The sequence below is a fragment of the uncultured Zoogloea sp. genome (assembly GCF_937894855.1).
Taxonomy (GTDB): Bacteria; Pseudomonadota; Gammaproteobacteria; order Burkholderiales; family Rhodocyclaceae; genus Zoogloea; species Zoogloea oryzae.
The window spans coordinates 1-24027 of record NZ_CALAYQ010000205.1 but is presented as its reverse complement, the minus strand read 5'-3'; the positions used below and the strand labels follow the sequence as shown (position 1 = coordinate 24027).

The following is a 24027-nucleotide window of genomic DNA, read 5'->3' as shown; positions in this document are numbered from 1 at the left end:
GCGCTGCGGCTAGCCGGCCAGTAGCAGGAACACTGTGGGGCGCTTGGCCAGATCCGGCGCGGGGGCTTTCTTCCAGTCGGCGATCCGTCGGGTGACGATCCATTCGTCTGCGGTGGTGAGATCCCGTGCGATGCACAGGCGGGTCTCGGGGCCGCAGGCCTGCTTGAGCGCCTCGAACATCCGGTCGTTGCGGTAGGGCGTCTCGATGAACAACTGGGTGCGCGAGAAGCGGGCAGATTCGGCTTCGAGCTCGCGCAGGCGGCGCTTGCGGGCTTCCTCGTCGATGGGCAGGTAGCCGTGGAAGGCGAAGCTCTGGCCGTTGAGGCCGGAGGCCATCAGGCTCAGCAGCAAGGATGACGGGCCGACCATCGGCACCACCTGGATGCCGGCCTCGTGGGCGCGGCGGACCAGTAGTGCGCCGGGATCAGCCACTGCGGGGCAGCCTGCTTCGGACATCAGCCCGCAGTCGAGCCCGTTCGTGATCGGCGCCAGCAGGCCGTCAAGATCGGCTGGGCCCGGGTTTTCGGGCAGTTCGCGGATGTCGAGGTCGCGTAGCGGCCTGGGGTGCTCGAAGCGTTTGAGGTCGGCGCGGGCGGTCTTGGCGTTCTCGACGACGAAGTAATCGAGGCTGCGGGCCCGCACGCCGACTTCGGCCGGCGTGGTGAGGGCGAGGGGCGCCTCGCCCAGGCTGACCGGAATCAGGTAGAGCTTGCCGGCGGCGGTCGTCACGGCAGGGCGACGCCTTCGTGGCGCAGCATCCGGGCCAGAGCGATCAGCGGCAGGCCGACGAGGGCGTTGGGGTCGTCGCCGGAGAGGGCGTCGAGAAGGGTGATGCCCAGGCCTTCCGACTTGGCGCTGCCGGCGCAGTCGAGGGGGCGCTCCTTTTCTACATAGCGCACGATCTCGTCGTCGCTGAGGGTGCGAAAGCGCACCTCGGTCGGCACGACGTCGATCTGCGCTTCGCCCGTTGTCGTGTTGAGGAGCGCCAGCGCGGTGTGGAAGATCACGGTCTGGCCGCTCATCTGCTTGAGCTGCGCCACGGCGCGCTCGACGGTGCCGGGCTTGCCGAAGCGGATGTCGCCCATCGCGGCCACCTGGTCGCTGCCGATGATCAGCGCGTCGGCAAAGTTGCCGGCCACGGCGCGGGCTTTCTCGATGGCGAGGCGCTCGGCGGTGCTGCGGGGGTGTTCGCCGGGCAGTGGGCTCTCGTCGATGTCGGGGCGGGCGACTTCGAAGGGCAGGTTGAAGCGCTGGAGGAGTTCGCGGCGATACGCCGACGTGGAAGCAAGGACGAGTTTCATCGATCGGGGTGCTGCGGCGTGAAAAGTGCCGTCGGCCGCTTTGCAGAGTTTTGACACAGGGAGCCGAAAATAATATCATGCCGCTCTTATGTCGCAAGAAAGCTTCGTGATCGACCTTCGGGCGTTGGCCAGAGATGGGCGCCGCCTTGAGGGCGAGGTGCCGGTATCCCGGCTCGGCCGTGTTGCCGAGTCTGTGCTGGAACCCGCCGGAACGGTGGCTTTCGGGTTTCAGGGTGAGCGTGACGACGAGGGCAAGCTCCACGTCGATCTGTGGATCCGGGGAAGTCTGGTTCTTCAGTGTCAGCGCTGTCTTGAGGCCCTGCAGTGGCCCTGTGAAGTGGAAAATCGTCTTCTGCTCCTCCGCCCCGGCGAAGCGCCGCCGGAAGATGAGCTCGAAAACGATGCGGAAGACGCCCTCGAGGTTGAACCGCTCACGGACCTCCTGGCGCTGGTTGAGGACGAGGTGTTGCTGGCCTTGCCCCTGGTGCCGCGTCACGATGATTGCGATCCGCCGGTCAAGGCCGGTGTTGATGAAGAGATTTCGCCCTTCGCCGTTCTGCGTCAGTTGCGCGGCAAGGTTTAAGTATTCCTCAAGGAGTTTTTCATGGCCGTTCAACAGAACAAGAAGTCCCCGTCCAAGCGCGGTATGCATCGTTCCCACGATTTCCTGGTTGCGCCCCCGCTGGCCGTCGAGCCGACCACCGGCGAAGTCCACCTGCGCCACCACGTTTCGCCGTCCGGCGTCTATCGTGGCAAGAAGGTTGCCAAGGCCAAGGGCGAGTAATTCTCCTGGTTGCCAGACGGCGCGACGCCTTCGGGCGGTCGCGCCGTTTTCACAACTTGTCCACCCATTTCTCTCCGTTTAGCGCCGAATGACTGTCACCCTGGCCATTGACTGCATGGGGGGCGATCACGGCCCTTCGGTAACGGTTCCGGCCGCGCTGCATTTTTTGCGCGCTGATCGCGATGCCCGAATTCTCCTGGTCGGTCGCCCGGAGGCCATTGAGCCTCATCTGGGCGGCGCGCTGCAGGAATTCGGTGAGCGCCTGCGCGTGCATCCGGCATCGGAAGTCGTCGGCATGGACGAGCCGCCGGCGCTCGCCATGCGCAACAAGAAGGATTCATCGATGCGCGTGTCGGTGGATCTGGTCAAGTCGGGCGATGCCCAGGCGGCCGTGTCCGCCGGCAATACCGGTGCGCTGATGGCGATCTCCCGGTTCGTCCTCAAGACCCTTCCCGGCATCGATCGCCCGGCGATCTGCAGCACGCTGCCGAGCATGCGCGGCCTCACTCACATGCTCGACCTGGGCGCCAACGTCGATTGCTCGGCCGAGCACCTGCTCCAGTTCGGCATCATGGGCGCGATGCTGGTGGCGGCGGTCGAGCACAACGAGCGGCCCAGCGTCGGCCTGCTCAACATCGGCGAAGAGGACATCAAGGGCAACGAGATCGTCAAACAGGCCGGTGAGCTCCTGCGCAACAGCGGGCTCAACTTCTACGGCAACGTCGAAGGCAACGACATCTACAAGGGTACGGTCGATGTGGTCGTCTGCGACGGCTTTGTCGGCAACGTGGCGCTCAAGACCTCCGAAGGCCTCGCCCACATGATGGCGACCTTCCTGCGCGAACAGTTCTCCCGCAACTGGATTACCAAGCTGGCGGCATTCTTTGCGATGTCGGCCCTCAAGGGGTTCAAGCACAAGGTGGATTCCCGCCGCTACAACGGCGCGGCCCTGCTGGGGCTGCGCGGTGTGGTGGTGAAGAGTCACGGCTCGGCCGATGCCTTCGCCTTTGAACAGGCGCTCTGGCGGGCGGCGGAAGCGGCGCGCAACAGGCTCATCGAGCGGATCAGCGAACGAATGGAACGTGAAAGGCCTGCGGCATGATTCATGCGCGAGTGATCGGAACCGGCAGCTTTCTGCCTGGTGCGCCCGTCAGCAATAACGATCTGGTGGCCCGGGGTATCGATACTTCGGACGAATGGATTGTCGAACGCACCGGCATCTGCCGGCGTCACCTGGCCGAGCCCGATGTCACGGCGAGCCAGCTGGCCTATGAGGCGAGCACCCGGGCGATTGCCGCCGCGGGCTGTCAGCCGGCCGACATCGACCTGATCATCGTCGCCACCTCCACGCCGGATTACATCTTCCCGAGCACCGCCGCGCTGCTGCAGTCAAGGCTCGGCATCGTCAATGGCGGCGCCGCTTTCGACCTGCAGGCGGTGTGCACCGGTTTCGCCTACGCCCTCTCGACCGCCGAGAAGTTCATCCGCTCGGGCAGCCACAAGCGTGCGCTGGTCGTGGGAGCCGAAGTCTTCTCGCGCATCCTCGACTGGAACGACCGTGGCACCTGCGTGCTGTTCGGTGACGGTGCCGGCGCCGTGGTGCTGGAGGCTTCCGACAAGCCCGGCATCCTCGCTACCGCGCTGCATGCCGATGGCAGCCACAACGGCATCCTGTGCGTGCCGGGGCAGGTCAATCGCGGCGGCATCACTGGCGATCCTTTCCTGCGCATGGATGGTCAGGCGGTGTTCAAGTTTGCCGTCAAGGTGCTGAGCGACGTGGCCCGAGAGGTGGTCGATCAAGCCGGTCTCACCATCGACGACGTGGACTGGCTGATCCCCCACCAGGCCAACATCCGCATCATGCAGGCCACGGCCAAGCGACTGGGTGTGCCGACCGAGAAGGTCATCGCCACGGTCAGCGAGCATGGCAACACCTCGGCGGCGTCGATTCCGCTGGCGCTCGACCTCGCCGTGCGCGACGGCCGTATCCAGCGCGGCCAGAAGATTCTCCTCGAAGGCGTGGGCGGTGGCTTTACCTGGGGCGCCGCGCTCCTCGAGTTCTAAGCAGCATAGTCATTCAAGGATGGGATGATGAATTTCGCTTTCGTTTTTCCGGGGCAGGGCTCCCAGTCGGTCGGCATGATGGCGGCTTACGGTGATTCTGCGGTGATCCGCGACACCTTCGCCGAAGCCTCCGCCGCCCTAGGCGAAGATCTGTGGCAGATGGTTGCCGATGGTCCCGCCGAGTTGCTGGCGCAGACCGTCAACACCCAGCCGCTGATGCTCACCGCCGGCGTCGCCGTGTATCGCGAGTGGATCGCCCGTGGCGGCGCCGCGCCGAGCCTTGTCGCCGGTCACAGCTTGGGTGAATACTCTGCGCTGGTTGCCGCCGGTGCGCTGGATTTCCAGGAAGCCGTCAAGCTTGTGCGCCTGCGCGCCCAGGCCATGCAGGAAGCCGTCCCGGCCGGTGAGGGCGCGATGGCTGCGCTGCTCGGCCTCGACGAACCCGCCGCCGCCGAGGCCTGTGCCGAAGCTGCCCAGGGCGAGGTTGTCTCCGCCGCCAACCTCAACTCCCCCGGTCAGATCGTCATCGCTGGCGCCCGCGCTGCCGTCGAGCGCGCCATGGCTGTCGCCAAGACCAAGGGTGCCAAGCGTGCCGTGCTGCTGCCGGTGAGTGCGCCTTTCCACTGTGCGCTGATGAAGCCGGCTGCCGAGCGTCTGGCGCAGCGCCTGGCCGAGATCGAGATCAAGGTGCCGGCCATTGCCGTGCTCAACAACGTGGATGTGGCCGTCGAGACCGACCCGGCCCGCATCAAGGATGCGCTGGTGCGTCAGGCCTATTCGCCGGTGCGCTGGATCGAGACTGTGCAGGACATCGCCCGCCGTGGCGCGACCCACGTTTTCGAGTGTGGCCCGGGCAAGGTCCTGGCCGGCATGACCAAGCGTATCGAAGGCGGCCTGCAGGGCGGCGCGATTGCCGATGCGGCCAGCCTCGCAGACATTCTCCAGACGACGGAGGCAGCATGAGTCAGGTTCTGCAAGGGCAGGTAGCGCTGGTCACCGGCGCTTCCCGCGGTATTGGCCGGGCCATCGCCCTCGAACTGGGCCGCCTTGGCGCGACGGTGGTCGGTACGGCCACGTCCGAGGCCGGCGCTGCCGACATCCAGGCCGGGCTCGAAGCTGCTGGCGTCGCGGGTCGTGGCATGGCGCTCGACGTGACTGACGCCGCAGCCTGCGAGGCGGCCATCTCCGAGATCGAGAAGAGCCTCGGCCCGGTGCTGGTGCTGGTCAACAACGCCGGAATCACCCGTGACAACCTGGCGATGCGCATGAAGGACGCCGAATGGGATGCGGTGCTCGACACCAATCTCAAGTCGGTCTTCCGCATGTCGCGGCTTGTGATGCGCGGCATGATGAAGGCCCGTAACGGCCGCATCATCAACATCACCTCGGTGGTGGGCAGCTCCGGCAACCCCGGTCAGGCCAACTATGCCGCCGCCAAGGCCGGTGTGGCCGGCATGAGCCGTGCGCTGGCCCAGGAGCTCGGCAGTCGCAACATCACCGTCAATTGCGTCGCGCCGGGGTTCATCGACACCGACATGACCAAGGAATTGCCAGACGCCCAGCGCGAGGCCCTGCAGGGCAAGATTGCCCTCGGTCGTCTCGGCAAGCCGGAAGAGATCGCTTCGGTTGTCGGCTTCCTGGCGTCGCCCGCCGCATCGTACGTGACGGGAGCCACCCTGCACGTGAATGGTGGCATGTACATGGCGTAATCCTCGCCGGACTGGCGAGGGTGCGCGTTTTTGGTAGAATGCGGGGGTTTTGAATTCACCCCGCTCAATCAGCGAAGGAGTTGCTACATGGAAAATATCGAAGCTCGTGTCAAGAAGATCGTCGCCGAACAACTCGGTGTCAACGAAGCCGAAATCAAGAACGAATCGTCCTTCGTTGACGATCTGGGCGCCGACTCCCTCGACACCGTCGAGCTGGTGATGGCCCTCGAAGAAGAATTCGAGTGTGAAATTCCCGACGAAGAAGCCGAGAAGATCACCAGCGTTCAGCAGGCGATCGACTACGTTTCCGCCCACCTGAAGAAGTAAGATTCGCAGGAGCCTGCCTTGACCCGACGCAGAGTTGTCGTCACCGGCCTTGGCGCCATCACGCCGGTCGGTAATACCGTACCTGAAACCTGGGACGCCATTGTCAATGGCCGTTCCGGCATCGCTCAGATTACCCGTTTCGACACCTCTGCCTTTTCGGCGAAGATTGCCGGCGAGGTCAAGGGATTCGATGTCAGCGCCTATCTTTCTCCGAAGGAAGCGCGCCGTATGGATATTTTCATCCATTACGGTCTTGCGGCGGGCATTCAGGCCATCCGCGATTCGGGCATCGAGGTAACCGACGCCAATGCTCACCGCATTGGTGTCAATATCGGTTCCGGCATCGGCGGCTTGCCGATGATCGAGGACACCCACGACGATTTCCTCGGCGGTGGTCCTCGCAAAATTTCTCCGTTCTTCATTCCCGGCACCATCATCAACATGATCTCCGGCAACCTGTCGATCATGTTCGGGATGAAGGGCCCCAATCTTGCTGTCGTCACGGCCTGTACCACCGGTCTGCACGCGATCGGCATGAGCGCGCGCATGATCGAGTACGGTGATGCGGACGTGATGGTCTGCGGTGGCGCCGAATCGACGGTGACCCCGCTGGCCGTCGGTGGCTTTGCGTCGGCGAAGGCGCTGTCCACCCGCAATGACGATCCCGCGACGGCAAGCCGTCCGTGGGACAAGGATCGGGATGGCTTCGTCCTCGGTGAAGGCGCAGGCGTGCTGGTGCTTGAGGAATACGAGCATGCCGTCAAGCGCGGCGCCCGCATCTACGCCGAGATTGCCGGTTTCGGCATGAGCGGCGATGCCTATCACATGACCGCACCGGATACTGATGGTCCGCGCCGCAGCATGGTGAATGCGCTGCAAAACGCCGGCATCAACGTCGACGAAGTGCAGTATCTCAACGCCCACGGCACCTCGACGCCCCTCGGCGACAAGAACGAAACGGAGGCGATCAAGCTCGCCTTCGGTGCGGATGTTGCCAAGAAGCTGGTGGTTAATTCCACCAAGTCGATGACTGGTCACCTCCTGGGTGGCGCTGGTGGTCTCGAATCGGTGATCACCACGCTGGCGGTCTACAACCAAGTCTCGCCGCCGACGATCAACATCTTCGAGCAGGATCCGGAGTGTGATCTCGACTACTGTGCCAACGTGGCGCGCGACATGAAGATCGACATTGCCGTGAAGAACAACTTCGGCTTTGGCGGCACCAACGGCACGCTGGTGTTCCGCAAGGTCTGAGTTGGCGGCACGGATTCCCGTGCATCGTGACAGTCATTGAAATCAAGCCGTCCCGGCTGCTCCTCGTTCTTGTGACGGGGATGCATGTCGTGGCGGCTTTTTCATTGGGGTTCAGCGTCGAGCCGATTGTGTGGTTGGGCGGGCTGGCCCTCGTTGCCGGCTCGTGTGTCCGGTTCTGGACGCAGTGGCGGAAGGCGGGGACGCGCCTGGGGCTGGCATCGGAAGGTGATCTGCTGATCGACCCTGATGGTGCTGCCGAGCGCCGTCTGAGGCTGGGGTCTGAAACAACGGTGACGCCTTTCGCGGTCTGGCTGGTCTGGCCAAGGCAGGGTGTTGGCCGTGGCGGTATGCTGCTCGTGATGCGCGACCAGGCCACGCCCGAGGCGTGGCGACGGCTGCAGATATGGGCCCGGCTGAGAGCCGGGCCAGTTGCAGGGCGTGGCGTGGAGAACGCCTAGCTGGTCTTGCTGCGGCTGGGGCGGATGATGGTGTCGCGGGCCGCGGGCAGGGTGGTGGGGTAGTCGCGGCTGCAGTGCAGGCCACGGCTTTCCTTGCGCTTGAGGGCGCTGCGGACGATGAGATCGGCCGTGACCACCAGGTTGCGCAACTCGATGAGATCGTTGCTGACCCGGAAGTTGCTGTAGAACTCGTCGATCTCCCGTGCGAGCAAGCGAATGCGGTGCTGGGCCCGCTGGAGCCGCTTGTTGGTGCGGACGATGCCCACGTAGTCCCACATGAAACGCCGCAGCTCCTCCCAGTTGTGGGAGATCACGATGGATTCGTCGGCGTCGGTCACGCGGCTTTCGTCCCACTGGGGCAGTTCGGCAGCGTGCGGGCGCGGGTTGGCGAGGATGTCGCTGGCGGCGGCCTCGCCGTACACGAGGCATTCGAGCAGCGAGTTGCTGGCCAGCCGGTTGGCGCCGTGCAGGCCGGTGCAGGCCGTTTCGCCGACCGCGTAGAGGCCGGGCACGTCGGTGCGGGCGCGCAGGTCGGTGACGATGCCGCCACATGAGTAGTGCGCGGCCGGCACGACCGGGATCGGCTGCTGGGTGATGTCGATGCCAAGTTCGGCGCAGCGGGCCAGGATGTTGGGGAAGTGTTCCCGCAGGAAGTCGGCCGGCTTGTGGCTGATGTCCAGGAAGACGCAGTCGAGGCCGTGCTTCTTCATCTCGAAATCGATGGCGCGGGCCACGATGTCGCGGGGGGCCAGTTCTTCCCGGCTGTCGTGCTCGGGCATGAAGCGGCTGCCGTCGGGGCGGCGCAGCAGGCCGCCTTCGCCGCGGACGGCTTCGGAGATCAGGAAGGACTTGGCTTGCGGGTGGTACAGGCAGGTGGGGTGGAACTGGATGAACTCCATGTTCGACACCCGGCAGCCGGCCCGCCAGGCCATGGCAACCCCGTCGCCGGTGGCGGTGTCGGGGTTGGTGGTGTAGAGGTAGACCTTGCCCGCGCCGCCGGTGGCGAGCACCGTGTGACGTGCCGCAAATGTGCGCACTTCGTCGTTGGCGATGTCAAGGACGTAGGCGCCAAGGCAGCCGGCCTCGGGACGGCCGATCTTGTGGCCGATGATGAGGTCGACGGCGATGTGCTGCTCGAAGATCTGGATGTTCGGATGGGCGCGGACCTGTTCGGTCAGCGTGGCCTGCACTGCGGCGCCGGTGGCGTCGGCCACGTGGATGACGCGGCGGTGGCCGTGTCCGCCTTCGCGGGTGAGGTGATAGCCGATCGGCGAGCTGGAATCGGAAGTGAAGGGTACGCCGTGGTCGATCAGCCATTGAATGGCGCGGGGGCCGTTCTCGACGACGAAGCGGGTGGCCTTCTTGGAACACAGCCCCGCCCCGGCCGTGTGGGTGTCGGCGATGTGGGCTTCCGTGCTGTCGGTGGGGTCGAGCACCGCGGCGATGCCGCCTTGCGCCCAGGCGCTGGCGCTGTCTTCGAGCGTGCGTTTGGTGACGAGGGCGACCTTCAGGGTGTCTGCGAGACGAAGGGCGAGTGATTGGCCGGCGAGGCCGCTGCCCAGAATGAGCACGTCAAAAGCGGTCACTTCGGAATTCCGCGGGGGGCGATAGTTCGGATGGCCGACTATAGCACGTGCAATCTGCCCTGCAGACGCCAACAAAACCCTTTGGGCGACTGAACTATGCGCCAGACGATGCGGTCAACCTCAGTACTTTGGCGGGGAAGCAGGACGCACAAGGTATACTGCGGGGCTGTGACCGACCGGGTCACGCCTTACGAGGTAGCCCTTTCCCGACCATGAGTGATCGCGAAGTTGACCAACTGCTGGTCGAGCGCGTCCAACGCGGTGACAAACAGGCTTTCGGCCTGCTGGTCACCAAGTATCAGCGCAAGCTCGCCCGGCTGTTGTCGAGATTGATCCGAGATCCCGCCGAAGTGGAGGATGTCGCCCAGGAAACGTTCATCAAGGCGTATCGCGCCTTGCCGTCCTTCCGGGGAGACAGCGCTTTTTATACCTGGCTGTATCGTATCGGGATCAACACCGCCAAGAACTTCCTCGTTTCGCAAGGCCGCCGCGCTCCAACCTCAACCGATTTCGATTCCGACGAAGCTGAAACCTTCGAGGATGGGGATCAGTTGCGCGATATCAACACGCCGGAGCGGCTGCTGATGACCAAGCAGATCGGGGATACCGTCAATGTGGCGATGGAGGCCTTGCCTGAGGAATTGAGAACGGCGATCGTTTTACGGGAGATCGAAGGTTTGAGTTACGAAGAGATCGCCTCGATCATGGAATGCCCAATCGGCACCGTCCGGTCGCGGATCTTCCGCGCCCGGGAAGCAATTTCAGAAAAGCTCAGGCCGTTGCTCGACACGGCTCCGAACAAGAGGTGGTAAGACGATGAAAGAAAAGGTTTCTGCCCTGCTGGATGGCGCCCTCGACGATGAGGCTTCATCCCGAATGTTCGAATCGCTCAAGCGGGATGGGGCGCTTCGACGGGAATGGGAAAACTTCTGCCTGATCGGGGACGTGCTGCGGGATGAGCGTGGACTCTCGCCGGATTTCGCGCGAAACGTGATGCGCTGCATCGAGGATGAGCCGGCCATCGTTGCGCCTCATCGACGCGAGGTCGGCAGTGGGCTGGTCAGGCATCTGATGCCCATCGCTGCGTCGGTCATGGGCGTGGCGGCCGTTGGCTGGGTGGCAATCACCCTCAACAGCGACGGCCCGGCGGCGGAGCGTATCGCTGCTGCCAAGGTGCAGCAGCCGGTGGCGCTGGTGAGCGCACCGGCCGACACCGCAGCCCGCGCCACGGGCGCGACGGCCGAGTCGTCCGAGCGCGAATACCTGTTCGCCCATCAGGCGATGGCGCCCTCGGCGGCCATGCCGGGCGTGGCGCTTTACGTGCGGACCGTTTCCGACAGCCGCGCGGCAGGGCAGCGATGAAGCGATTCGTCGTACTTCTGGCAGCGTGTCTGACGGCGGGTGTGGCAGCCGGCGCGGATGCGTCGACCGATCCCCTCAGTTGGCTTGGCCGGATTTCCAGCGCTGCGCACAAGCTCAATTACACGGGCACCTTCAGCTATCAGAGCGGCAAGAACGTCGAGACCTCGCGGATCGCCCATCTGGTGGATGGCGGCGCCGAGTTTGAAAAGCTCGAGGCGCTGGACGGCAGCCCGCGGGAGGTTGTGCGCAACAACGAAGAGGTGCAGTGCTTTCTGCCCGACCAGAAGCTGGTGATCGTCGATCAGTCGGCGGCCCGGCGCGGGTTTCCGGCGCGGCTGCCGTCGTCGCCGAGCGCCCTGGCCGAGAACTACCGGATCCGGAAGGGCGAGGTCGTGCGGATTGCCGGGCTCGAAAGCCAGCAGATCATCCTCGAACCCAAGGACGACATGCGCTTCGGGCACCAGTTCTGGGCTGATGTGAACTCCGGCCTGCTGCTCCGCGCCCGCCTGATCGGCGAGAAGGGCGAGAGCATCGAACAGTTCGCCTTCAACGAGGTTCAGATCGGTGTGCCCTTCGACAAAGAGAAGGTCAAGCCTCGTTTCGTGCGGGGGCCGGACTGGAAGGTGGCGCAGGCCCGCGGCAACGACGTGAAGGTCGAGGATACCGGCTGGATCTTCCGCAACTCGATTCCGGGTTTCAGGCAGGTCGTGTCGGTCACGCGGCCGGCGCGCAAGGATCGGGCCGAGGCTTATCACGTGGTGTTTTCCGACGGGCTGGCGGCGATCTCGGTGTTCATCGAGCCGCTGCCCTCCAAACCTGGGCACCAGAGTGGCATGAGCGCCAACGGCGCGGTCAATATATTCCGGCGCACGGTAGCCGATCACCAGATCACCGCACTGGGCGAGGTGCCCCAGGCTGCGCTGGTGCGAATCGCAGATGGCGTGGAGGTTCGTAAGCGGTAATGCGGGTCAAGGGGGTGGTGTCGCGGGTCGAATCCGGTTACGCGTGGGTGGATGTGAGCGTGGCCCAAGGCTGCGGTCGTTGCAATGAGCCCGGCGGCTGCGGTGGCGTCAATATCGCCAGGCCGCTGGCGTCGACCAGTCAGGCTGTGCGGGTGCCCAACGGCATCGACGCGCGCCCGGGTGACGAGGTTGGCGTGGTTGTCGAGGAAGGGGTTCCCCTGCGTGCGGCCCTGCTGGCCTATGCCTTGCCGGTGGTTGGCGTGCTGATCGGTGCAGCTGCCGGCACTGCGGTGGCGCCGGTCGGCGGCAGTGTGGATCTGTCGGCCGGCATCGGTGCGGTGGCGGGGGGCGTGATGGCGTTTCTGCTGGCCCGAGGCCGGTCTGCCTGGACACGGGGAGCGGCCCCGCTGCGGCTTGAGCGTGGCGGCTCGTCGTCGGAGGTGTGCGGACGATGAGCGTCAGTCTGTCTTTCCATCGGGTGTTTGTCTGGCTGGTGGTGGCTGCCATGCTGCTCTCCGGCCGTATTGCGCTGGCCAAGGAGCTGCCCGATTTTGCCGATCTGGCCGAGCGCCAGGGGGCGGCGGTGGTGAACATCAGCACCACCCAGGCGCTGCGCCAGGCGCGCCCGGGTGTGCCTAGCCTGGACGAGGACGATCCGATGTTCGATCTCTTCCGGCGTTTCATTCCGCGCGGGCCGTCGGCGCCGCGGATGGACCCGGACAATCGATCCCTCGGGTCCGGCTTCATCGTCTCGCCCGATGGTTACGTGCTCACCAACGCCCATGTGGTCGATGGCGCCGACGAGATCGTCGTCAAGCTCACCGACAAGCGTGAGTTCCGCGCCCGCCTGATCGGCACCGACCCGCGCACCGATGTGGCGCTGCTCAAGATTGACGCCACGGGCCTGCCCAAGGTCAGCTTCGGCGATCCGGGCAAGCTGCGGGTGGGCGACTGGGTGGTGGCGATCGGCGCGCCGTTCGGCTTCGAGAATTCGGTGACGGCAGGGATCGTCAGCGCCAAGGGCCGCTCGCTGCCGCAAGAGAATTTCGTGCCTTTCATCCAGACCGATGTGGCCATCAATCCGGGCAACTCCGGTGGGCCGCTGTTCAACATGAAGGGCGAGGTGGTCGGCATCAACTCGCAGATTTATAGCCGCACAGGTGGGTTCATGGGCCTGTCGTTCGCGATCCCGATCGATGTGGCAATGGATGTTCAGTCCCAGCTGCGCGCCAGTGGCCGGGTGCAGCGTGGGCGCATCGGCGTGGTGATCCAGGAGGTCTCTCGCGAACTCGCCGACAGCTTCAATCTCGGCAAGCCGGTGGGCGCGCTGGTGAGTTCGGTGGAGAAGGGCAGTCCGGCCGATAAAGCCGGCATCGAGCAGGGCGACATCGTCCTGCGCTTTGACAACCGGACGGTGGGCGTGTCGGGTGATCTGCCGCGCCTCGTGGGCAGCACGCGGCCGGGCAGCAAGGCGCCGGTGCAGGTGTGGCGCAAGGGCACGGTGCGGGATCTGGTGGTGATGGTGGCGGAGCTGCCGGAGGACAAAGCCCGCAAGGTTGCGCTCAAGGCGCCGCGGCAGGACGTGGCGCCGAACCGGCTCGGCATCGTTGTCGTCGAGCCCACCGCCGAACAGCGTCGCGACGGGCGTTTCCCCGCTGGCGGCGTGGTGGTGGATGCGCTGCGCAGTGCGTCGGCACGGGCTTCCGAGATCCAGGCCGGCGACGGCATCCTGGCGCTGGTGAGCAAGGGCGTTCGCACCGACATCCGCTCGGTTGAGCAGTTCAACCGGGTGGTGGGTGCCCTCGACCTCGGCCAAACCGTGACGCTGCTGGTGCTGCGTGGCGAAACCCAGACCTTTGTTCCGCTGCGAACCCTTGAGCGCTGATCGCCAACTCATCGTGCTGAGCCGGATGTGGTGCCATCTGTGCCATGATCTGCTCGCCGCGCTCGCCCCGCTCCAGGATGAGCTGGGGTTTTCGGTCCGGGTCGTGGACCTCGACACGGACGCCCCCGAGCTTGAGGAAGTCTGGGGTGAGAAAGTGCCGGTGCTGCTCGACGGGGATGTGGAACTATGTCACTACTTTCTTGACGAAACCGCAGTCCGTGCTCATTTCCGGCGTATCGGTTAAAATCCAACCCTTTGTCAGGCAAACAATTTTTTCAAGGGTGCCCAACGGCACCCTTTTTCGTGGCCCATGCAACACATCAGAAACTTTTCGATCATCGCCCATATCGACCACGGCAAGTCCACCCTGGCCGACCGGATCATCCATCTTTGCGGCGGCCTGTCCGACCGGGAGATGGAAGCCCAGGTGCTGGACTCGATGGATATCGAACGTGAGCGGGGCATCACGATCAAGGCCCAGACCGCGGCGCTGAGCTACCGCGCCCGCGACGGCCAGATTTACAACCTCAACCTCATCGACACCCCGGGGCACGTGGACTTCTCCTACGAAGTCTCCCGCTCGCTGGCGGCCTGCGAAGGCGGCCTGCTGGTGGTGGATGCCTCCCAGGGCGTCGAGGCCCAGACCGTGGCCAACTGCTACACCGCGCTGGAGCAGGGCGTCGAGGTGGTGCCGGTGCTCAACAAGATGGATCTGCCCCAGGCCAACCCGGATGGCGCCAAGCAGGAAATCGAAGACGTGATCGGCATCGATGCCAGCGACGCGATCCCCTGTTCGGCCAAGACCGGCATGGGCGTCCAGGACATCCTTGAGGCCGTCATTGCCCGCATCCCGCCGCCCAAGGGCGATCCGGATGCTCCGCTGAAGGCGCTGATCATCGACTCTTGGTTCGACAACTACGTGGGCGTGGTGATGCTGGTGCGCGTGGTCGATGGCAGCCTCAAGCCCAAGGACAAGATCCTGTTCATGTCCAACGGTAACCAGCACCTGTGCGAACAGGTCGGCGTGTTCACCCCCAAGTCCCAGCCGCGGGAAACCCTTTCGGCCGGCCAGGTGGGTTTCATCATCGCCGGCATCAAGGAACTGAAATCCGCCAAGGTGGGTGACACCATCACCCTCGTCGGCAAGCCGGCGGCCGAGCCGCTGGCCGGTTTCAAGGAGATCAAGCCGCAGGTGTTCGCCGGTCTGTATCCGGTCGAATCCAACGAATATGACCAGCTGCGCGAGTCCCTCGAAAAGCTGCGCCTCAACGACGCCTCGCTGCAGTTCGAGCCGGAAGTCTCCCAGGCGCTGGGCTTCGGCTTCCGCTGCGGCTTCCTCGGCCTGCTGCACATGGAGATCGTGCAGGAGCGCCTGGAGCGCGAGTTCGACATGAACCTCATCACCACGGCGCCGACCGTGGTGTATGAAGTGCTGATGAAGGACGGCACCGTCGAACAGGTGTCCAACCCGTCCAAGCTGCCGGATCTGTCCAAGGTCGAAGAGGTGCGCGAGCCGATCATCAAGGCGGTGATCTTCCTGCCCCAGGAATACGTCGGCCCGGTCATCACCCTGTGCAACCAGAAGCGCGGCGCCCAGGTGGACATGCTTTACCACGGCCGTCAGGTGCAGCTGATCTACGACATGCCGATGAACGAAGTGGTCATGGACTTCTTCGACAAGCTGAAGTCGGTGTCCCGTGGCTACGCCTCCCTCGACTACGAGTTCAAGGAATACCGCGCCGCCGATCTGGTCAAGCTCGACGTGCTGGTGTCCTCCGAGAAGGTGGATGCCCTGTCGATCATCGTGCACCGCGCCAACTCCCAGTACCGTGGCCGCGAGCTGGTGGCCAAGCTGCGTGAGCTGATCCCGCGCCAGATGTTCGACGTGGCCATCCAGGCCGCGATCGGCTCCAACATCGTCGCCCGTGAGACCATCAAGGCCCTGCGCAAGAACGTGCTGGCCAAGTGCTACGGCGGTGACATCACCCGTAAGAAGAAGCTCCTCGAGAAGCAGAAAGAGGGCAAGAAGCGCATGAAGCAGGTGGGCAATGTGGAGATTCCGCAGGAAGCCTTCCTGGCCGTGCTGCGGGTGGATGAAGGTAAATGAGCCTGCTGACTGGAGCTGATACGTGAATTTCGCCCTGATTCTTTTCCTGCTGTTGCTGGTGAGCGGCGTGCTGTGGGCGCTGGACCGTTTCGTCGCCAGCAAGCGGCGCAGCGTGGGCGCCAAGACGCCGTGGTGGGTCGAGTACGGCGCGAGCTTCTTCCCGGTGATCCTGGTGGTATTCTGCCTGCGGTCGTTCGTCGTCGAACCTTTCCGGATCCCGTCCGGCTCGATGATCCCGACCTTGCTGGTGGGCGATTTCATCCTCGTGAACAAATGGACCTACGGCATCCGCCTGCCGGTGATCAACAAGAAGATCATCGATGTGAACGAGCCGCAGCGGGGCGATGTGATGGTGTTCCGCTTCCCGGGCGATCCGTCCCTCGACTACATCAAGCGCGTGGTCGGCCTGCCCGGCGACAAGGTCGAGTATCTAGACAAGAAGCTCACGATCAACGGCCAGCCGGTGCCGCAAAACGCCGCCGGCGACTACCTGCACACCGATAGGCTCTACTATTCGCCGAGCTTCGTCGAGAAGCTGGGCAACGTCGAGCACCGGATCATCGTGGAAAATGCCGCGCCGGCATACGTTTCCCAGGTCACCAAGTATCCGTTCCAGGAAAACTGCACCTATACTAACCGCGGCCTTTCCTGCACCGTTCCCGCGGGCCACTACTTCATGATGGGTGATAACCGCGACGGCAGTTTCGACAGCCGCGGTTGGGGTTTCGTCCCGGAAAAGAACATTGTTGGCAAGGCTTTCTACATCTGGTTCAATTCCAGCGACCTGAAACGGATAGGCAGCTTCCAGTGATCATGACGCGAAAAAGTCAATCGGGCCTGAGTCTTGTCAGCGTGCTGCTGGTCGGCGGCACGATGGCTGCACTCGTGGTGTTGGGCCTCAAGCTCATCCCGGTGGTCAATGAGTACTTCGGGATCAAGCGTGCGCTGGCCGCGGTGGTAAGCGCCTCCAACCCCCAGAGCGCGACAGTTTCCGAGCTGCGCAACGCCTTCTCGAAGCGCGTCACCGTGGATGACATCACCAGCGTCACCCCGGCCGATATCGACATCACCAAGGAAAACGGCCGCATCGTCATGTCGGTCGACTACGCCCGCAAGGTGCCGCTCTATGGCAAGGTGAGCCTGCTGATCGAATTCTCCGCGTCGTCCGACGCAAACTGAGCCTCACCCCATGAAGTTGGACGCCCTGCAGCAGGCCATCGGCCATCGTTTTTCCCGGCCGGCGCTCCTGGAGCAGGCGGTCACCCATCGCAGCTTCGGATCGCCCAACAACGAGCGGCTCGAGTTTCTCGGCGACAGCGTGCTCAACTGCGTGACCGCCGTCGCCCTTTTCGGGCGCTTCGACAACCTGCGCGAAGGCGACATGTCGCGCCTGCGGGCCAACCTGGTGCGCCAGGAAGCCCTGCACAAGCTGGCCGACGGGCTCAGGCTCGGCGAATACCTGCGCCTGGGCGAGGGCGAACTGAAGAGCGGCGGTCATCGCCGCCCGTCGATCCTCGCCGACGCCCTCGAAGCCATCATCGCGGCGGTGTTTCTGGATGCCGGCTTCGAGGCAGCCAAAGGGGTGGTCGATCGCCTCTACGAAAAATCCCTGGCTGCGCTCGACCCGGCCCGCGCCCTGAAAGATCCCAAGACGGCGCTGCAGGAATGGCTGCAGGGCCGGCGGATGCCGCTGCCCAAATACTCGCTCGCCGATACCCGCGGCGAAGCCCACCAGCAGGAATTCGAGGTCGAGTGCGAGATCGCCGGCCTTGGCCTCAAGACCCGCGGCATCGGCGTGAGTCGCCGCGCTGCCGAACAGCAGTCCGCCCAGCGGGCGCTGGAACTCCTACCCCAGAAATGACCGAATCCAACACCACCGCCGCGGGCGGGCAGCCGATGCGTACCGGCTTCGTCGCCATCGTCGGCCGCCCCAACGTGGGCAAGTCGACGCTGCTCAACCGGCTCATCGGCCAGAAGATCAGCATCGTCTCCCGCAAGGCCCAGACCACCCGTCACCGGGTCACCGGCGTGCTGACCGAAGGCCAGGCCCAGTACATCTTTGTTGATACCCCGGGCTTCCAGACCCGCCACAAGAATGCCCTCAACCGGGCGATGAACCGCACCGTCACCCAGGTGCTGGCGGATGTGGATCTGGTGCTCTTCGTGATCGAGAGCGGCCGTTTCGGCCCCGCCGACGAGCAGGTGGTCAAGCTGCTGCCCGAGGGCGCCAAGGTGATCCTGGTGGTCAACAAGATGGACATGCTCGAGGACAAGTCCAGGGTGCTGCCCTTCCTCCAGAAGATGAGCGCGGTCTATCCCTTCGCCGAGATCGTGCCGGTGTCTGCCGAGAAGGGCCACAACACCGCCCAGCTCCTGAAGGCTGCCGAACCCTATCTGCCCGAAGGCGAGTGGATCTTCGGCGAGGATGACATCACCGACCGCAGCGAGCGCTTCCTGGCGGCCGAGTTCCTCCGCGAGAAGCTGTTCCGCCAACTCGGCGAGGAGCTCCCCTACGGCATGACCGTCGAGATCGAAAAATTCGAGGCCGAAGCCGGCATGCGCCGCATCAACGCCGCCATCATCGTCGACCGCGACGCCCACAAGGCGATGGTGATCGGCAAGGGCGGCGAACGCCTCAAGCGCATTGCGTCCGAAGCCCGCGTCGAGCTCGAGAAGCTCTTCGAATCCAAGGTCTTCCTGGAGGTGTGGGTGAAGGTCAAGAGCGGCTGGGCCGACGACGAGCGCGCGCTCAAGAGCCTCGGCTACGAATAAGCCGGCCCGGGGCAGCCTGCCGTGAGCGCCAAGCAGCGCGTCGACCAGCAGCCGGGCTTCGTGCTGCACAGCTACCCGTATCGCGAGACCAGCCTCATCGTCGAGGTGTTCAGCCGCGATTACGGCCGCGTCGGCCTGGTGGCCAAGGGCGCGCGGCGCCCGGCCTCGCAGCTGCGTGGTGTGCTGATGGCCTTCCAGCCGCTGTTCATCGACTGGAGCGGCGGCGGCGAGATGAAGACCCTGATACGCGCCGAATGGCAGGGCGGCCAGCCGCTGCTTGGTGGTCAGGCGCTGCTCTGCGCGTATTACGCCAACGAACTCCTGATGCGCCTCATGCCCCGCGAAGACGCCCATCCCCGGCTGTACGCCGCCTACGGCGAAGCCCTGCGGGCGCTGGCGGCGGGGGATTCCCAGGAAGTCGTCCTGCGCCGCTTCGAGCTCGCCCTGCTGCAGGAACTCGGCTACGGCCTGCTCCTCGAAACCGATGCGGACGACGCGCCGGTCCGGGGCGATACCCGCTACGCCTATATAATCGAGCGCGGTCCGATCTCGCTGGAGGGCTTCGATGCGGCCGGCGACGAGCTCGCCACCGTCACCGGCAAGACCCTGCTCGACATGGCCGCCGGCGATTTCCGCGATCCGGAAACCCTGGCCCAGAGCAAGGCCCTGATGCGCCGGCTCATCCAGCATTACCTCGGCGGGCAGCAGCTCCAGTCCCGCCGCGTATTCACCGAACTCTTTGCCTTTCCCGGAGACCTCTCTTGATCGAACTCGGCGTCAACATCGACCACGTGGCCACCCTCCGCCAGGCTCGCCGCACCTGGGAACCCGACCCCGTGTGGGCGGCCGTCGAAGCCCACCTGGGCGGTGCCGACGGCATCACCGTGCACCTGCGTGAAGACCGCCGCCACATCCAGGACGAGGACGTGCGCCGCCTGCGCGACCTTACCCAGATCAAGCTCAACCTCGAGATGGCCGCCACCGACGAGATGGTCGGCATCGCTTGCGGCATCAAGCCCGAGATGGCGATGTTCGTGCCCGAAGGCCGCCACGAGGTGACCACCGAAGGCGGCCTCGACATCGTGTCCCAGGAAGCCCGGCTCAAGGGCGCGGTGTCGCGCCTGGCCGACGCCGGCATCATCGTCAGCGTCTTCATCGACGCCGAGCCGGCCCAGGTCGAAGCCGCCGCGCGCATCGGCGCGAAGGTCTGCGAGATCCACACCGGCCCCTACGCGCACGCCTTCCACGCCGCTGGGCGCGACGCCGAAAGCCCCGCCGTGCTGGCCGAGATCGACAAGATCGCCCGCGCCGGCGAGGCGATCCGCGGCCTTGGCCTGCGCTTCAACGCCGGCCACGCGCTCAACTACTACAACGTCCAGCCGATCGCGCGCCTGCCGGGCATCCGCGAGCTGCACATCGGTCACTCCATCGTCAGCCGCTCGGTGTTCTCGGGCATGCGCGAAGCGGTGCGCGAGATGAAGCGCCTGATGCGCGAAGGCGCCGCCCTCGGCCGTCAAGCGTGATCCACGGCATCGGCACCGACATCGTCCGGGTCGCGCGCATCGCCGAGGCCCTGACGCGCCACGGCGCGCGCTTTGCGGCGCGCGTGCTGGATGCCACCGAGATGCCGGCGTTCGAGGCCGCCGCTCACCCCGAGCGCCTCCTTGCCAAGCGCTTCGCCGCCAAGGAAGCCTTCGGCAAGGCGCTCGGCACCGGGGTCGCCGTGCCGGCCACGCTCCACGCGGTGCGGGTTGGGCACGATGCTCTGGGCAAGCCCCTGTTCGAGTATTCCCCTGCGCTTGCAGACCACATGCGCGAGCGGGGCCTCACGGCCCACCTGAGCCTTTCCGACGAAGCCGAATACGTCGTCGCCTTTGCCGTCATCGAAAAACCATGAAGCCTTCCCACGCCCAGCCCGGCCCGATCATGCTCGACGTGGCCGCCCACGAAGTCACCGCCGAAGAACGCGAGATCCTGCAGCACCCGCTGGTGGGCGGGGTGATCCTGTTCGCCCGCAACTACGCCGAGCCCGACCAGCTGCGTGCGCTCACCGCCGCGATCCGCGCGGTGCGGCCCGAGCTGGTGATCTCCGTCGACCACGAAGGCGGCCGCGTCCAGCGCTTCCGCGACGGTTTCACCCGTCTGCCAGCGATGCGTCGATTCGGCGCCGTGTGGAATGACGATCCCACCGCCGCCACCGCGGCGGCTCGCCATGCCGGCTTCGTGCTGGCCGCCGAACTGCGCGCCCATGGCGTCGATCTCAGCTACGCGCCGGTGCTCGATCTCGACTATGGCGTCAGCAGTGTGATCGGCGATCGGGCCTTCCACCGCGATCCGCAGGTCGCCACCGAGCTCGCCCGGGCGGTGATCGCCGGGCTGTCGGATGCCGGCATGCGCGCGGTGGGCAAGCATTTTCCTGGTCACGGCGCGGTCGAGGCCGATTCCCACGTGGCGATTCCCGTCGATGGCCGCAGCTTCGATGCGGTGTGGGCCGACGACATCCAGCCCTTCCGCAACCTGGCGTTGGAACTGGGCGGCGTGATGCCCGCCCACGTGATCTTCGAAAACATCGATCCGCGCCCGGCGGGCTTCTCGCCCTTCTGGCTGCAGGAGGTGCTGCGCGGCCGGCTCGGTTTTGGCGGAGTGATCTTCTCCGACGACCTGACCATGGAAGGCGCCAGCGTGGCGGGCGACATCGTGGCCCGCGCCAGCGCCGCCCACAGCGCCGGCTGCGACATGGTGCTGGTGTGCAACCGGCCCGATCTGGCGGTGCAGCTCATCGACCGCTGGCGTCCGGAGGTGAGCGCCGACAGCGCCGCCCGCGTCGCCGCCCTGCGCCCGCGCCCCGGCACGATGCCGGCTGATCCGGAAACCCTGGCTGGCTGGGCGCCCTACGTGGCTGCCCGCGACAGCGTGCTCGCCCTGGCCTGATCCGCCCGCGCCATGAGCTTCGACGCGAAGGCCTTCCTGCGCACCCTCACCGAGGAGCCCGGCGTGTACCGGATGATCGGCGAGGGCGACGCGGTGCTCTACGTCGGCAAGGCCAAGAACCTCAAGCGGCGGGTGTCGTCCTACTTCCAGCGCACCCAGCTGTCGCCGCGCATCGCGATCATGGTGGGGCAGGTGGTGCGCGTCGATACCACCGCGACCCGCTCCGAGGCCGAGGCGCTGATCCTCGAAAACAACCTCATCAAGAGCCTCGGGCCCAAGTACAACATCCTCTTCCGGGACGACAAGTCGTACCCGTACATCGCGCTGTCGGCCGGCGAGTTTCCGCAGATCTACTACCACCGCGGTGGCTTCCGGAAGGGCGAGCGCTACTTCGGGCCTTTCCCCAACAGCTGGGCGGTGCGGGAGACCCTGCACCTGATGCAGAAGATCTTCCGCCTGCGCACCTGCGAGGACACCACCTTCTCCAACCGCTCGCGGCCGTGCCTGCTGCACCAGATCAACCGCTGTACCGGGCCGTGTGTCGGGCTGATCGACAAGGAGGCCTACGCCAGCGACGTGCGACTCGCCAGCCTGTTCCTCAACGGCCGCCACGGCGACGTGGTGGATGATCTGTCGCGCCGGATGCAGGCCGCGTCCGACGAACTCGCCTTCGAGAAGGCCGTCGTCTATCGCGACCAGATCCGCAACCTGCAGGCGGTGCTCCACAAGCAGTTCGTCGAGAGCGCCAAGGATGAGGACGTGGACGTGATCGCCGCGCTGGAGCGGGGCGGCATGGTGTGCGTCAATCTGGCGATGATCCGCGGCGGCCGCCACCTGGGCGACCGGCCGCTGTTCCCCAGCAACGCCCAGGGCGTCGCGCCACTGGATGCGCTGGTGGCCTTCGTCGAGCAGCACTACCTCGATCATCCGCTGCCCGGGCGAATCCTCGTCAATGGCGATCCGGCCGTGGTGAAGGAGGCGCTGGACGAAGTCATCGAAGGCAAGGTGACGGTCGTCGCCGCCCGTTACGAGAACGAGCGCGCCTGGATCGGCATGGCCGAGAACAACGCCAGCCTCGCGCTGTTGGCGCGGGAGCAGGAGTCCAGCCGGGGCGAACAGCGCCTCGAAGCCCTGCGCGACGCCATCGGCCTTGGCGACGTGCCCAGCCGCATCGAATGCTTCGACATCTCCCACACCATGGGCGAGGCCACCGTGGCCTCTTGTGTGGTGTGGGACGGCAAGGCCATGAAGAAATCCGAATACCGCCGCTACAACATCACCGGCATCACCGCCGGCGACGACTACGCCGCGATGCGTCAGGCGCTCACCCGGCGTTACGAGAAGGTGGCGGCGGGCGAGGGCGTGCGGCCCGACGTGATCCTCATCGACGGCGGCAAGGGCCAGATGGGCGTGGCGAAGGAAGTGCTCGCCGAGCTGGGGCTCGAATCCATCACCATGTTCGGTGTGGCCAAGGGCGAGAGCCGCAAGCCGGGCCTCGAAGAGCTGGTCTTCCCCGACGGCCGCGAGCCGGTGCATCTGCGCCCGGACGCGCCGGCCCTGCACCTGATCCAGGAAATCCGCGACGAAGCCCACCGTTTCGCCATCACCGGCCACCGCGCCCGCCGCGCCAAGACCCGCAACACCTCCCGCCTCGAAGACATCGCCGGCGTCGGCCCCACCCGTCGCCGCAAGCTGCTGGCGGCCTTCGGCGGCATCGATGGTGTGCGCAACGCCACGGTCGAAGATCTGTGTCGCGTGGAAGGCATCAACCGGCATCTTGCCGAACAGATATACAATTCGCTGCGATAGCCAGCGAACGCCGACATGCCTCTGAACATTCCCAATACCCTCACCTGGGCGCGAATAGCGCTGATCCCGTTTTTCGTCGGCATTTATTACTTCCCGGACAACGTGATCTCCCCCGAGGACAAGAACTTCGCGGCGACGCTCACCTTCATCGTGGCCGCGGTGACCGACTGGTTCGACGGCTACCTGGCGCGCTCCTTGGGCCAGACCTCGGCCTTCGGCGCCTTCCTCGATCCGGTGGCCGACAAGCTGATGGTCGCCGCCGCACTCATCGTGCTGGTGCATCTGGGGCGGGTTGATTCGCTGATCGCGCTGGTCATCATCGGGCGCGAGATCACCATCTCGGCGCTGCGCGAGTGGATGGCCAAGGTTGGCGCCGCCGGCAGCGTGGCGGTGGCCTTCGTGGGCAAGCTCAAGACGGCGGCCCAGATGTCGGCGATTCCGCTGCTGCTCTACGAAGCCCCGGTGCTGGGCTTCGACAGCATCGGGCTCGGCACCGTGCTGATCTACGTGGCGGCGGTGCTCACCCTGTGGTCGATGGGCTACTACATGCGCTGTGCGTGGCCGGAGCTCGCCAAGCGCAGCCGCTAAGGCGGGCTCTACAAAATCTTCCGAAAGTGCTTGACGCCGCAGTTACAGTGTCTATAATGGCGGCTCTTTCAGGGCGGCAGTAGCTCAGTTGGTAGAGCGCAACCTTGCCAAGGTTGAGGTCGAGAGTT

General features: G+C 65.3%; 29 protein-coding genes. 26 read left to right on the top strand and 3 right to left on the bottom strand.

All coding sequences use genetic code 11. From position 1 onward, the window contains the following. Positions 1–9: 9 nt before the first annotated feature. Together Q0672_RS22025 and Q0672_RS22020 are read right to left on the bottom strand one after the other, a co-directional pair. A complete protein-coding gene (locus Q0672_RS22025; RefSeq protein ID WP_298625992.1) occupies positions 10–729 on the bottom strand; it encodes an SAM-dependent methyltransferase in 720 nt (239 codons plus the stop codon). Continuing rightward, entirely contained in the window at positions 726–1301 is a 576-nt protein-coding gene (locus Q0672_RS22020; RefSeq protein ID WP_153161506.1) for a Maf family nucleotide pyrophosphatase, read from the bottom strand. The genes Q0672_RS22025 and Q0672_RS22020 overlap by 4 nt, the downstream gene beginning before the upstream one ends. Before the next feature lie 106 nt (positions 1302–1407). Between Q0672_RS22020 and Q0672_RS22015 the strand changes: the two genes are divergently transcribed. The 9 genes from Q0672_RS22015 (at position 1408) to Q0672_RS21975 (ending at position 7897) form a co-directional block, all read left to right on the top strand. Further along, entirely contained in the window at positions 1408–1884 is a 477-nt protein-coding gene (locus tag Q0672_RS22015; RefSeq protein WP_298625988.1) for a YceD family protein, read from the top strand. Positions 1885–1905: 21 nt separating this feature from the next. Then, the gene (gene rpmF / locus Q0672_RS22010; RefSeq protein ID WP_079435603.1) at positions 1906–2085 is read left to right on the top strand and encodes a 50S ribosomal protein L32; all 180 of its coding nucleotides are present in this window, start codon (positions 1906–1908) and stop codon (positions 2083–2085) included. An 88-nt stretch (positions 2086–2173) separates the two neighbouring features. Then, entirely contained in the window at positions 2174–3187 is a 1014-nt protein-coding gene (gene plsX / locus Q0672_RS22005; protein WP_153161508.1) for a phosphate acyltransferase PlsX, read from the top strand. Next, complete coding sequence (locus tag Q0672_RS22000; protein WP_298625984.1) at positions 3184–4149, top strand: beta-ketoacyl-ACP synthase III; 966 nt, start codon at positions 3184–3186, stop codon at positions 4147–4149. The genes plsX and Q0672_RS22000 overlap by 4 nt, the downstream gene beginning before the upstream one ends. A gap of 27 nt (positions 4150–4176) precedes the next feature. After that, positions 4177–5112, top strand: coding sequence for an ACP S-malonyltransferase (fabD, locus tag Q0672_RS21995; protein WP_298625981.1), 936 nt, complete (start codon positions 4177–4179; stop codon positions 5110–5112). Continuing rightward, positions 5109–5858 (top strand): 3-oxoacyl-ACP reductase FabG, encoded by a 750-nt coding sequence (gene fabG, locus Q0672_RS21990; RefSeq protein WP_298625978.1) that lies wholly within the window; start codon positions 5109–5111, stop codon positions 5856–5858. Before fabD ends, fabG begins: the two co-directional genes overlap by 4 nt. 87 nt (positions 5859–5945) lie before the next feature. Then, positions 5946–6185: an acyl carrier protein gene (acpP, locus tag Q0672_RS21985; protein ID WP_153161512.1), complete on the top strand. Its 240-nt coding sequence runs from the start codon at positions 5946–5948 to the stop codon at positions 6183–6185. A gap of 18 nt (positions 6186–6203) precedes the next feature. Further along, positions 6204–7439 (top strand): beta-ketoacyl-ACP synthase II, encoded by a 1236-nt coding sequence (fabF, locus tag Q0672_RS21980; RefSeq protein ID WP_298625975.1) that lies wholly within the window; start codon positions 6204–6206, stop codon positions 7437–7439. Between the two features lie 26 nt (positions 7440–7465). Beyond that, positions 7466–7897, top strand: a complete 432-nt coding sequence (locus tag Q0672_RS21975) for a protein YgfX (protein WP_298625971.1) — start codon at positions 7466–7468, stop codon at positions 7895–7897. Here the strand turns inward: Q0672_RS21975 and nadB are convergent. After that, positions 7894–9483: an L-aspartate oxidase gene (nadB, locus tag Q0672_RS21970; protein ID WP_298625969.1), complete on the bottom strand. Its 1590-nt coding sequence runs from the start codon at positions 9481–9483 to the stop codon at positions 7894–7896. The genes Q0672_RS21975 and nadB overlap by 4 nt on opposite strands. Positions 9484–9695: 212 nt before the next feature. Here nadB and rpoE point away from each other — a divergent pair, with 212 nt between their 5' ends. The 17 genes from rpoE to pgsA all read left to right on the top strand — a co-directional run bounded on the left by rpoE (position 9696) and on the right by pgsA (position 23899). After that, complete coding sequence (gene rpoE / locus Q0672_RS21965) at positions 9696–10295, top strand: RNA polymerase sigma factor RpoE (RefSeq protein WP_298625964.1); 600 nt, start codon at positions 9696–9698, stop codon at positions 10293–10295. 4 nt (positions 10296–10299) lie between these two features. Then, positions 10300–10845 carry an RseA family anti-sigma factor gene (locus Q0672_RS21960; RefSeq protein ID WP_284186962.1) on the top strand — a complete coding sequence of 182 codons (546 nt, stop codon included), beginning with the start codon at positions 10300–10302 and terminating at the stop codon, positions 10843–10845. After that, positions 10842–11807 (top strand): MucB/RseB C-terminal domain-containing protein, encoded by a 966-nt coding sequence (locus tag Q0672_RS21955; protein ID WP_298625957.1) that lies wholly within the window; start codon positions 10842–10844, stop codon positions 11805–11807. Before Q0672_RS21960 ends, Q0672_RS21955 begins: the two co-directional genes overlap by 4 nt. Continuing rightward, entirely contained in the window at positions 11807–12262 is a 456-nt protein-coding gene (locus tag Q0672_RS21950) for a SoxR reducing system RseC family protein (protein WP_298625954.1), read from the top strand. Before Q0672_RS21955 ends, Q0672_RS21950 begins: the two co-directional genes overlap by 1 nt. A gap of 50 nt (positions 12263–12312) precedes the next feature. Next, a complete protein-coding gene (locus Q0672_RS21945; protein ID WP_153161623.1) occupies positions 12313–13692 on the top strand; it encodes a DegQ family serine endoprotease in 1380 nt (459 codons plus the stop codon). Continuing rightward, on the top strand, positions 13682–13936 hold the full coding sequence (locus Q0672_RS21940; RefSeq protein ID WP_298625951.1) for a glutaredoxin family protein: 255 nt from the start codon (positions 13682–13684) through the stop codon (positions 13934–13936). The genes Q0672_RS21945 and Q0672_RS21940 overlap by 11 nt, the downstream gene beginning before the upstream one ends. A gap of 66 nt (positions 13937–14002) precedes the next feature. Further along, a complete protein-coding gene (gene lepA / locus Q0672_RS21935; RefSeq protein ID WP_298625949.1) occupies positions 14003–15799 on the top strand; it encodes a translation elongation factor 4 in 1797 nt (598 codons plus the stop codon). Positions 15800–15821: 22 nt separating this feature from the next. Continuing rightward, positions 15822–16610 carry a signal peptidase I gene (gene lepB, locus Q0672_RS21930; RefSeq protein ID WP_153161522.1) on the top strand — a complete coding sequence of 263 codons (789 nt, stop codon included), beginning with the start codon at positions 15822–15824 and terminating at the stop codon, positions 16608–16610. A gap of 2 nt (positions 16611–16612) precedes the next feature. Then, the gene (locus Q0672_RS21925) at positions 16613–16978 is read left to right on the top strand and encodes a DUF4845 domain-containing protein (protein ID WP_153161523.1); all 366 of its coding nucleotides are present in this window, start codon (positions 16613–16615) and stop codon (positions 16976–16978) included. Between the two features lie 10 nt (positions 16979–16988). Next, positions 16989–17660 (top strand): ribonuclease III, encoded by a 672-nt coding sequence (gene rnc, locus Q0672_RS21920; RefSeq protein WP_153161524.1) that lies wholly within the window; start codon positions 16989–16991, stop codon positions 17658–17660. After that, positions 17657–18571, top strand: coding sequence for a GTPase Era (era, locus tag Q0672_RS21915; protein WP_298625942.1), 915 nt, complete (start codon positions 17657–17659; stop codon positions 18569–18571). Before rnc ends, era begins: the two co-directional genes overlap by 4 nt. 21 nt (positions 18572–18592) lie before the next feature. Then, positions 18593–19336: a DNA repair protein RecO gene (recO, locus tag Q0672_RS21910; RefSeq protein WP_298625939.1), complete on the top strand. Its 744-nt coding sequence runs from the start codon at positions 18593–18595 to the stop codon at positions 19334–19336. Beyond that, positions 19333–20094: a pyridoxine 5'-phosphate synthase gene (locus Q0672_RS21905; RefSeq protein WP_298625929.1), complete on the top strand. Its 762-nt coding sequence runs from the start codon at positions 19333–19335 to the stop codon at positions 20092–20094. The genes recO and Q0672_RS21905 overlap by 4 nt, the downstream gene beginning before the upstream one ends. Next, positions 20091–20468 (top strand): holo-ACP synthase, encoded by a 378-nt coding sequence (acpS, locus tag Q0672_RS21900; RefSeq protein ID WP_153161528.1) that lies wholly within the window; start codon positions 20091–20093, stop codon positions 20466–20468. The genes Q0672_RS21905 and acpS overlap by 4 nt, the downstream gene beginning before the upstream one ends. Continuing rightward, on the top strand, positions 20465–21502 hold the full coding sequence (nagZ, locus tag Q0672_RS21895; protein ID WP_298625925.1) for a beta-N-acetylhexosaminidase: 1038 nt from the start codon (positions 20465–20467) through the stop codon (positions 21500–21502). Before acpS ends, nagZ begins: the two co-directional genes overlap by 4 nt. A 12-nt stretch (positions 21503–21514) precedes the next feature. After that, entirely contained in the window at positions 21515–23311 is a 1797-nt protein-coding gene (gene uvrC / locus Q0672_RS21890; RefSeq protein ID WP_298625922.1) for an excinuclease ABC subunit UvrC, read from the top strand. A 15-nt stretch (positions 23312–23326) separates the two neighbouring features. Beyond that, entirely contained in the window at positions 23327–23899 is a 573-nt protein-coding gene (gene pgsA / locus Q0672_RS21885) for a CDP-diacylglycerol--glycerol-3-phosphate 3-phosphatidyltransferase (RefSeq protein WP_153161530.1), read from the top strand. Positions 23900–24027: the final 128 nt, after the last annotated feature.

Coding starts and splice junctions, on each gene's coding strand:
- Q0672_RS22020 (WP_153161506.1), bottom strand. CDS start 1,301: ATGAAACTCGTCCTTGCTTCCACGTCGGCGTATCGCCGCGAACTCCTC.
- rpmF (WP_079435603.1), top strand. CDS start 1,906: ATGGCCGTTCAACAGAACAAGAAGTCCCCGTCCAAGCGCGGTATGCAT.
- plsX (WP_153161508.1), top strand. CDS start 2,174: ATGACTGTCACCCTGGCCATTGACTGCATGGGGGGCGATCACGGCCCT.
- Q0672_RS22000 (WP_298625984.1), top strand. CDS start 3,184: ATGATTCATGCGCGAGTGATCGGAACCGGCAGCTTTCTGCCTGGTGCG.
- fabD (WP_298625981.1), top strand. CDS start 4,177: ATGAATTTCGCTTTCGTTTTTCCGGGGCAGGGCTCCCAGTCGGTCGGC.
- fabG (WP_298625978.1), top strand. CDS start 5,109: ATGAGTCAGGTTCTGCAAGGGCAGGTAGCGCTGGTCACCGGCGCTTCC.
- acpP (WP_153161512.1), top strand. CDS start 5,946: ATGGAAAATATCGAAGCTCGTGTCAAGAAGATCGTCGCCGAACAACTC.
- rpoE (WP_298625964.1), top strand. CDS start 9,696: ATGAGTGATCGCGAAGTTGACCAACTGCTGGTCGAGCGCGTCCAACGC.
- Q0672_RS21960 (WP_284186962.1), top strand. CDS start 10,300: ATGAAAGAAAAGGTTTCTGCCCTGCTGGATGGCGCCCTCGACGATGAG.
- Q0672_RS21955 (WP_298625957.1), top strand. CDS start 10,842: ATGAAGCGATTCGTCGTACTTCTGGCAGCGTGTCTGACGGCGGGTGTG.
- Q0672_RS21950 (WP_298625954.1), top strand. CDS start 11,807: ATGCGGGTCAAGGGGGTGGTGTCGCGGGTCGAATCCGGTTACGCGTGG.
- Q0672_RS21945 (WP_153161623.1), top strand. CDS start 12,313: ATGCTGCTCTCCGGCCGTATTGCGCTGGCCAAGGAGCTGCCCGATTTT.
- lepA (WP_298625949.1), top strand. CDS start 14,003: ATGCAACACATCAGAAACTTTTCGATCATCGCCCATATCGACCACGGC.
- Q0672_RS21925 (WP_153161523.1), top strand. CDS start 16,613: ATGACGCGAAAAAGTCAATCGGGCCTGAGTCTTGTCAGCGTGCTGCTG.
- rnc (WP_153161524.1), top strand. CDS start 16,989: ATGAAGTTGGACGCCCTGCAGCAGGCCATCGGCCATCGTTTTTCCCGG.
- era (WP_298625942.1), top strand. CDS start 17,657: ATGACCGAATCCAACACCACCGCCGCGGGCGGGCAGCCGATGCGTACC.
- nagZ (WP_298625925.1), top strand. CDS start 20,465: ATGAAGCCTTCCCACGCCCAGCCCGGCCCGATCATGCTCGACGTGGCC.
- uvrC (WP_298625922.1), top strand. CDS start 21,515: ATGAGCTTCGACGCGAAGGCCTTCCTGCGCACCCTCACCGAGGAGCCC.
- pgsA (WP_153161530.1), top strand. CDS start 23,327: ATGCCTCTGAACATTCCCAATACCCTCACCTGGGCGCGAATAGCGCTG.